The organism is Streptomyces sp. NPDC048659, from assembly GCF_040650575.1.
In the GTDB taxonomy this organism is placed as follows: Bacteria; Actinomycetota; Actinomycetes; order Streptomycetales; family Streptomycetaceae; genus Streptomyces.
Genome location: NZ_JBEZHM010000058.1, coordinates 41061 through 48875 on the forward strand (window position 1 = coordinate 41061; position 7815 = coordinate 48875).

Here is a 7815-nt window from a genome sequence, read left to right on the forward strand (position 1 = left end):
CCCCATGAGTTCTGGTCACAAGACCATGACGGCATTCCTCACGCTCATCGGCGCCCTGGTGATCGTGATCACCGGCCTCTGCACCCACTGGCCCTGGTGGGCCTGGCCCGCCGCGTTCGGCGCGCTCCTCGCCGTGGCCGGTGGTGCGCTCGTCGGTGTGCGCAGACGGCGACCACTCATCCCCCGTGAGTTCGTCCTCGAACCGGACCTGCCCATCCCGCCGGTCGAGCGCTGGGAGAAGGTCGTGCGCGATGTCGCGCTGCCCAGCCTCTCCCCGGACTACGACTTCCTCGTCACCGCCCTGGTCCGCTGGGTCCCGGTCGACGTGCCGCACGGGTCACCGGAGGTCAGCAGCGCGGGGCTCGCCGTGGACGCCGTGCTGTCGCGGGCGCGGGTGATCACGGCCGAGCAGCCGCCGCAGCGGGCCAGCCTGGTGCAGCATCAGCTCAGCGGCGAGCTGGCGACGATGCTGCCCGATCCGTCGGGGCGGGTCCTCGCGATGGCGGAGAACCTCGTGGTGACCCTCTCGGACGCGGACCGGGAGCGGCTGGAGAAGCTGGCCGGGGTCCGCAAGGACGAGGCCGTCTGGGAGCACGAGCGCAAGTGGGAGCAGAGCAAGCGCGCCTACCTGGGCAAGGACGTGCTCACCTCCACGGGCAGCGCGGTGGTGTGGTGGCTGGCCAAGAACAACGACCGCGTCGACAAGGCGGTGGCGGACATCGGGCTGCTCGCCCGGCTCACCGCGGTCGCCAACGACGAGCCCGTACCCGAGCGACTGCAAGGTTTCCTGGCCGACACGGACCGGCGGGACGAGACGCCGCAGGCCGCCCGGGCGGCCGAGCCGCCGACGGACGGGGGTGCGGCCGAGTCGTTCTCCGCTGTTCTCGCCAAGCTCGTCGACGACCTCGACGAGGACGATCCGAGGTGGCTGCTCTTCGCGCGTCGGGTGGCCGATGACGCGATGGCCGCGGGGATGCCCGGGGCCGAGACGCTGGCGGGACTGGCCGACGATCTGGAGCGCGATCTTCAGGACCCGTGGGTGGCCGGGGACCAGCCCGGTGAGGACGCGGACCTCGCGGACGGCGAAGGGCCGGGCCGCCCGGAGCGTCCCTCCGGCGAGGGCGGCGGCCTGGACGACGAGCGCTGGTAGCCGGACCGGCAGGACACGGCGAAGGCCCGACCCCCCGTGAGGGGTGCCGGGCCTTCGAAGGACTGCCGTGGGGGCGTGGATCAGACGCCGGCGGCCTTCTTCAGGGCCTCCACGCGGTCGGTGCGCTCCCAGGTGAAGTCCGGCAGCTCGCGGCCGAAGTGGCCGTAGGCGGCGGTCTGGGAGTAGATCGGGCGGAGCAGGTCGAGGTCGCGGATGATCGCGGCCGGGCGGAGGTCGAAGACCTCGGCGATGGCGTTCTCGATCTTCTCGGTCTCGATGGTGTTGGTGCCGAAGGTCTCGACGAAAAGGCCGACGGGCTCCGCCTTGCCGATCGCGTACGCGACCTGGACCTCGCAGCGGGAGGCGAGGCCCGCGGCGACGACGTTCTTGGCGACCCAGCGCATGGCGTAGGCGGCCGAGCGGTCGACCTTGGACGGGTCCTTGCCGGAGAAGGCGCCGCCACCGTGGCGGGCCATGCCGCCGTACGTGTCGATGATGATCTTGCGGCCGGTGAGGCCGGCGTCGCCCATCGGGCCGCCGATCTCGAAGCGGCCGGTCGGGTTGACCAGCAGGCGGTAGCCCTCGGTGTCCAGCTTGATGCCGTCCTCGACGAGCTGCTTCAGCACGTGCTCGACGACGAACTCGCGGATGTCGGGCGCGAGCAGCGACTCCAGGTCGATGTCGGAGGCGTGCTGCGAGGAGACGACCACGGTGTCGAGGCGGACGGCCTTGTCGCCGTCGTACTCGATGGTGACCTGGGTCTTGCCGTCGGGGCGCAGGTAAGGGATGGTGCCGTTCTTGCGCACCTCGGTGAGGCGGCGGGAGAGGCGGTGCGCGACGTGGATCGGGAGCGGCATGAGCTCCGGGGTCTCGTCCGACGCGTAGCCGAACATCAGGCCCTGGTCGCCCGCGCCCTGCTTGTCGAGCTCGTCCTCGTCACCCTCGACGCGCTGCTCGTAAGCGGTGTCGACGCCCTGGGCGATGTCCGGGGACTGCGACCCGATGGAGACCGAGACGCCGCAGGAAGCGCCGTCGAAGCCCTTCTTCGAGGAGTCGTACCCGATGTCGAGGATCTTGTTGCGGACGAGGGTGGGGATGTCCGCCCACGCCTTCGTGGTGACCTCACCGGCGACGTGCACCAGGCCGGTGGTGATCAGGGTCTCGACGGCTACGCGGGAGGTGGGGTCCTCCTTGAGCAGCGCGTCGAGGATGGTGTCACTGATCTGGTCAGCGATCTTGTCGGGGTGACCCTCGGTGACGGATTCCGAGGTGAACAGACGACGGGACACAACGCTCCCTGGGGTTGCAGCGGCTGCTGGCTAGACGATTGCGGACCGGCAGGGGGCTGCGCCCCGCGACGTTCCGAGAACAGTCTATCGGTCACGATCGGGTATCTGGCCAGGAGTCTTGGCAGGTGATTCCCCTCGCAGAGCGGAAATGGTCGGCTCGGCGCCATGAGTTGTCCGTTTTCCGTTGATTTACGGATGCCGAAGCGACGGAAACCGGACGGTCCGCCCCCCTGACGGACCGCCCCTGCCGTCGCTTCCGCCCCGCACGTCACACGGATGGGGCATACGACTCCGTCAGGAGACCCGCAGCCGCGGCAGCACGAGGTCCCAGACCGTCTCCGCCAGCGCTTCCTTCGGCCCGTACGGGACCGGGGTCTCGGTGCCGTCGGCGGCGAGGACCACGGCCTCGTTCTCCTCGGAGCCGAAGGTCTTGCGCTCCCCCACCTCGTTGACGACGAGCAGGTCGCAGCCCTTGCGGCGCAGCTTGGCGCGCCCGTTGGCGAGGACGTCGTCGGTCTCGGCGGCGAAGCCGACCACGACCTGGCCGGGCAGCGCCCGCTCGGCGGCCAGCTCGGCGAGGATGTCGGGGTTGCGGACCAGCTCGATGGTCGGGGCGCCGCCGTCGTCGGTCTTCTTGATCTTGCCGGGGGCGTAGGCGGCGGGCCGGAAGTCGGCGACCGCAGCGGCCATCACGACGGCGTCGGCGTCGGCGACCGCCTTGAGGACCGCCTCCCGCAGCTGGACGGCGGTGCCGACGTGCACGACGTCGACGCCGGCCGGGTCGGGCAGAGCGGCGTTGGCCGCCACCAGCGTGACCCGGGCGCCGCGCGCGGCGGCGGCCTTGGCCAGCGCGTATCCCTGCTTGCCGGAGGAACGGTTGCCCAGGTAGCGGACCGGGTCCAGGGGCTCGCGGGTGCCGCCCGCGCTGACCACGACGTGCCGCCCGGCCAGGTCGGGGGCGGTGACGCCGCGGGCCAGCACGTTGCGGCAGACCTCGAAGATCTCGCCCGGGTCGGGCAGCCGGCCCTTGCCGGTGTCGACGCCGGTGAGCCGGCCGACGGCGGGCTCGATGACGACGGCGCCGCGGCGGCGCAGCGTCGCCACGTTCTCCTGGGTGGCCGGGTGCTCCCACATCTCGGTGTGCATGGCCGGGGCGAAGACCACCGGGCAGCGGGCGGTGAGCAGCGTGTTGGTGAGCAGGTCGTCGGCGAGCCCGTGGGCGGCCTTGGCCAGCATGTCGGCGGTGGCGGGGGCGACCACGACCAGGTCGGCGCCCTGTCCGATGCGCACGTGCGGGACCTCGTGCACGGAGTCCCAGACCTCGGTGGAGACCGGGTGGCCGGAGAGCGCGGACCAGGTGGCCGCGCCGACGAAGTGCAGGGCCGAGTCGGTGGGCACGACGCGGACGTCGTGGCCGGACTCGGTCAGCCGCCGCAGCAGCTCGCACGCCTTGTACGCGGCGATGCCACCGCTCACACCCAGGACGACCTTCGGCTTGGCCACGACTTCCCCTGCTCCCCGCATACCGATGCGGACGCGTACTCGGACACGTACCGCTCCATGAGACACCACAGGCCCGGCGGATGTTCCGCCGGGCCTGTGGTGACAACCCTTACACGATCAGGTGCTCTGCTACGCCGGGTCCGCAATCTTCTCGGAGGTCAGCAGGCCCGCGTTGATCTCGCGCAGCGCGATCGACAGCGGCTTCTCGTGGACGTGAGTGTCGACGAGCGGACCGACGTACTCCAGCAGGCCCTCGCCCAGCTGGGAGTAGTACGCGTTGATCTGACGCGCGCGCTTGGCCGCGTAGATCACGAGGCTGTACTTGGAGTCGGTCGCCTCGAGCAGCTCGTCGATCGGAGGGTTGATGATGCCCTCGGGCGCGGTGATGGAAGAGGACACGCTCTACCTTCCGAAGATGGAAAAAAGATCAGACAACGTTCATCAACGTTAGCAGCTCGCGGGCGACGTCCTCGACCGAGGTGTTGACAAGCGTGGTGTCGAACTCCGACTCGGCGGCCAGCTCGACCTTCGCGGCCGCCAGCCGGCGCTCGATCACCTCGGGCGACTCGGTGCCTCGGCCGGTGAGCCGGCGGACCAGCTCCTCCCAGCTCGGCGGGGCCAGGAAGACCAGCTGGGAGTCGTCCATGGACTCCTTCACCTGGCGCGCGCCCTGGAGGTCGATCTCCAGGAGGACCGGCTCGCCGGCCTCCAGGCGCTGGAGCACCGCGCCGCGCGGGGTGCCGTAGCGGTTGCCCGCGAACTCGGCCCATTCGAGGAGCTCGCCGTTGGCGATCAGCTTGTCGAACTCGTCGTCCGTCACGAAGAAGTACTGGACGCCGTGCTTCTCGCCGGGGCGGGGCTTTCGTGTCGTGGCCGACACCGAGAGCCAGACCTCGGGGTGGACCTTGCGCATATGAGCGACGACCGTGCTCTTGCCCACCCCTGAGGGGCCGGAGAGCACGGTCAGCCGCGGACGTACCTCTGCTGCCATGCAGCGATTATTCCAGCTTCACCGGGGTGCCCGGGACGCGTGTCACGGGCACGGTCCGCCGTTCAGGCGCCGGTGCTGCCGAACTCGCGCTCCAGGGAGGCGATCTGGTTGGAGCCGAGGCCACGGACCCGGCGGCTCTCGGAGATGCCCAGGCGCTCCATGATCTGCTTGGCGCGGACCTTGCCCACGCCCGGGAGCGACTCCAGCAGGGCGGAGACCTTCATCTTGCCGATGACGTCGTTCTCCTGGCCGGACTTGATCACCTCGTGGAGGGATGCGCCGGAGTGCTTGAGTCGATTCTTGACCTCGGCCCGCTCCCGGCGAGCCGCGGCGGCCTTTTCGAGCGCGGCTGCGCGCTGTTCAGGGGTAAGGGGCGGAAGAGCCACGCCTACGTCACCTCGGATGTCGAACTGTCGGATACGGACCGGTGGGAAGCTGCGCGCCACACACCAGTGGAGCAGCGACCGACGTGGAGTACGCCGAACGCCGACTCTGCCCCGGAGACTAGCGGCCATGGCCGCTCCAGTCAGCGAGAACAGACGAAAACTCCAGGTCAGCATCCATCGGATCGGGCTTTTAAGACAAATCGCCCCGGATTTCGGTAAGGATTCCGCCAAGGAGTCGTCGACCGGCGTCCGAGATGTGTTCGGGAACACCGTCCGATCCGGCGCTCGCCAGGCGCCCGGCCGCCGCGCGGGCGGTGGCGTGTCGGCGCCGGATCAGGGCGGACCGGCTCCGCAGCGCCACCGGTCCGTCACCGCAGCGTCACCGGATCAGCGGTGCGCGTATCCCACGGCGTCCCGGAACGAGCCGAATCCGCGTTCCGCGAGCTCCCGGCGCAGCTCCCGGAGCACGTCGAGCGGCGCCGAGGGGTTGGTGAAGATCGCGGTGCCGACCGCGACACCCGAGGCGCCCGCGAGGACGAACTCCAGGGCGTCGGCGCCCGAGGTGATCCCGCCCATGCCGAGGATCGGGACGGCGCGGAAGTCGCCGCGCCGCATCGCCGCGTACACCTGGTGGACGCAGCGCACCGCGACCGGGCGGACGGCGGGGCCGGACAGGCCGCCGGTGACGCCGGCGAGGGCGGGCCGGAGCGTGACGGGGTCGATCCGCATGCCGAGCAGCGTGTTGATCATGGAGAGGCCGTCGGCGCCCGCCGCCACGCACGCCGCCGCCACGTCGACGATCGAGGTGACGTCCGGGGTGAGCTTCGCGTAGACCGGCAGCGCCGGGTCGGTGGCCGCCCGTACCGCGGCGACCACCTCGTGGGCGGAGTCCGGGTCGGCGGCGAAGACCAGGCCGCGGTTGGCGACGTTGGGGCAGGAGATGTTGACCTCCACCCCGACCACCCCGGGCGCGCCGGTGAGCCGGGCCGCCGCCTCGGCGAACTCCTCGGGCCGCTCCCCCGCCACCGACACCAGCACGCGCGCGCCGCGCTCGGCCAGCCAGGGCAGCTCGCGGGCCACCAGGTGGTCGACGCCGGAGCCCTGGAGGCCGATGGAGTTCAGCATGCCGCTGGGCGTCTCCGCCATGCGCGGGGTGGGGCGGCCCTGCCGGGGCCGGAGCATGACGGTCTTGGTGGTGAGGGTGCCGAGCTCGCCGAGCGGCACGAAGGCGGCGAGCTCCCGGCCGTATCCCGCGCAGCCGGAGGCGGTGCTCACGGGGTTGGGGAGGGTGACGGAGGCGCCCAGCGGGGCCGCCATGTCGACGGCGGCGGGGTCCAGGGCGGTGATACGGGTGAGGGTGCGGGCGGCGGTGCGGGCGGCGACGGGGGGCTGGACGGGGGCGTTCATGCGCGGGCTCCTCCCCGGGCGTCCCGGGACTCGGTGGACGGGGACGGGGGCAGTGACGGCGACAGGGGCGTCGGCATTGGTGTCGATGTCGCTGGCGAGGCCGCCGGCCCCGGGACGCCCGCCTCCGACCAGCGGACGGTCGTGCCGTCGAAGACCGGGCCCTCGGTGCAGGAGCGGACCAGGCGGGTGGTCCCGTCCGGGCCGGCCACCGGGAGTACGCAGGTCATGCAGACGCCGAAGCCGCAGGCCATCGCCTCCTCGACGGCGGTGTGGCTGCGGGCGCCCGCAGCGACGGCCACCTCGGTCACCGCGCGGAGCATGGGCATCGGCCCGCAGGAGTGGACGACACCGGCGCCGACGGCCCGGACCATGGCGGCCAGCGGATCGGTGACCCGGCCCCGCTCGCCGTACGAGCCGTCGTCGGTGACCACGGCGACGTGCGGGGTCAGGGCGCGGGCCTCGGCCACGCCGAAGAGGCGGTCGGCGGTGGCGGCGCCCAGGACGAAGCCGACCGTGCCGCCGCGCGCGAGGATCGCCTCGGCCAGCGCGAACATGGGCGCGCTGCCGTAGCCCCCGGCGACCAGCACGGCCGCCTCGGGCCCGTCGGCGAGCGGGAAGGGGGTGCCGAGCGGCGCGACCAGGTCGACGGTGTCGCCGGGCCGGTGCCGGGCGAGCGCGCGGGTGCCCCGGCCGTGCTCGGCGAAGATCAGCTCGATGGTGTCGGCGGCCGGGTCGGCCCGGTGGATCGAGAAGGCGCGCCGCAGCGGCATGGCGGAGTCGCGGCCGCCGATGCCCAGCGTGGCGAAGTGGCCGGGGCGGACGGCCGCCGCGACACCGGGGGCCCGCAGCAGCAGCCGGTGGTAGGCCCCGGCCGGTTCGATGCCGAGTACCTCGGCGGGGGTCTGTACGGGCCGCGCCACGTCCGCTCCGTTCCTGCTCCGCGCCCCGGGCGGGCGCGTCCGCTCTCCACGCTGCCCGCGTGGCGGCGGGCCGGGACCATCACCCGGGCCCTGTACGACCAGATCGTGGAACACTCCCGCGCGGACCACCCCGACGAGGCATGCGGCGTGGTCGCCGGTCCGGTCGGCA

The 7815-nt window shown here is 72.2% G+C and carries 9 protein-coding genes; 2 read left to right on the forward strand and 7 right to left on the reverse strand.

The window, feature by feature from the left end; all coding sequences use genetic code 11:
- Positions 1–4 precede the first annotated feature (4 nt).
- Entirely contained in the window at positions 5–1150 is a 1146-nt protein-coding gene (locus tag AB0C99_RS32325; RefSeq protein WP_362482828.1) for a hypothetical protein, read from the forward strand.
- Between the two features lie 80 nt (positions 1151–1230).
- Here the strand turns inward: AB0C99_RS32325 and metK are convergent, their stop codons facing one another.
- From metK to AB0C99_RS32360, 7 genes are all read right to left on the reverse strand, one after another.
- Complete coding sequence (gene metK, locus AB0C99_RS32330; protein ID WP_362482831.1) at positions 1231–2439, reverse strand: methionine adenosyltransferase; 1209 nt, start codon at positions 2437–2439, stop codon at positions 1231–1233.
- Positions 2440–2733: 294 nt separating this feature from the next.
- Complete coding sequence (gene coaBC, locus AB0C99_RS32335) at positions 2734–3942, reverse strand: bifunctional phosphopantothenoylcysteine decarboxylase/phosphopantothenate--cysteine ligase CoaBC (RefSeq protein ID WP_362482834.1); 1209 nt, start codon at positions 3940–3942, stop codon at positions 2734–2736.
- A 129-nt stretch (positions 3943–4071) separates the two neighbouring features.
- Positions 4072–4341 carry a DNA-directed RNA polymerase subunit omega gene (gene rpoZ / locus AB0C99_RS32340; RefSeq protein ID WP_362482837.1) on the reverse strand — a complete coding sequence of 90 codons (270 nt, stop codon included), beginning with the start codon at positions 4339–4341 and terminating at the stop codon, positions 4072–4074.
- A gap of 28 nt (positions 4342–4369) precedes the next feature.
- Positions 4370–4933, reverse strand: a complete 564-nt coding sequence (gene gmk / locus AB0C99_RS32345; protein WP_362482840.1) for a guanylate kinase — start codon at positions 4931–4933, stop codon at positions 4370–4372.
- A 62-nt stretch (positions 4934–4995) separates the two neighbouring features.
- Positions 4996–5319, reverse strand: coding sequence for an integration host factor (locus AB0C99_RS32350; protein ID WP_030693098.1), 324 nt, complete (start codon positions 5317–5319; stop codon positions 4996–4998).
- 387 nt (positions 5320–5706) lie between these two features.
- A complete protein-coding gene (locus tag AB0C99_RS32355; RefSeq protein ID WP_362482843.1) occupies positions 5707–6726 on the reverse strand; it encodes a dihydroorotate dehydrogenase in 1020 nt (339 codons plus the stop codon).
- Positions 6723–7646, reverse strand: a complete 924-nt coding sequence (locus AB0C99_RS32360; protein ID WP_362482846.1) for a dihydroorotate dehydrogenase electron transfer subunit — start codon at positions 7644–7646, stop codon at positions 6723–6725. The genes AB0C99_RS32355 and AB0C99_RS32360 overlap by 4 nt, the downstream gene beginning before the upstream one ends.
- Before the next feature lie 51 nt (positions 7647–7697).
- On the opposite strand from AB0C99_RS32360, the gene AB0C99_RS32365 reads away from it, so the two are divergent.
- The coding region (locus tag AB0C99_RS32365) for a Mov34/MPN/PAD-1 family protein (RefSeq protein ID WP_362482855.1) at positions 7698–7815 on the forward strand (118 nt) is incomplete at its 3' end.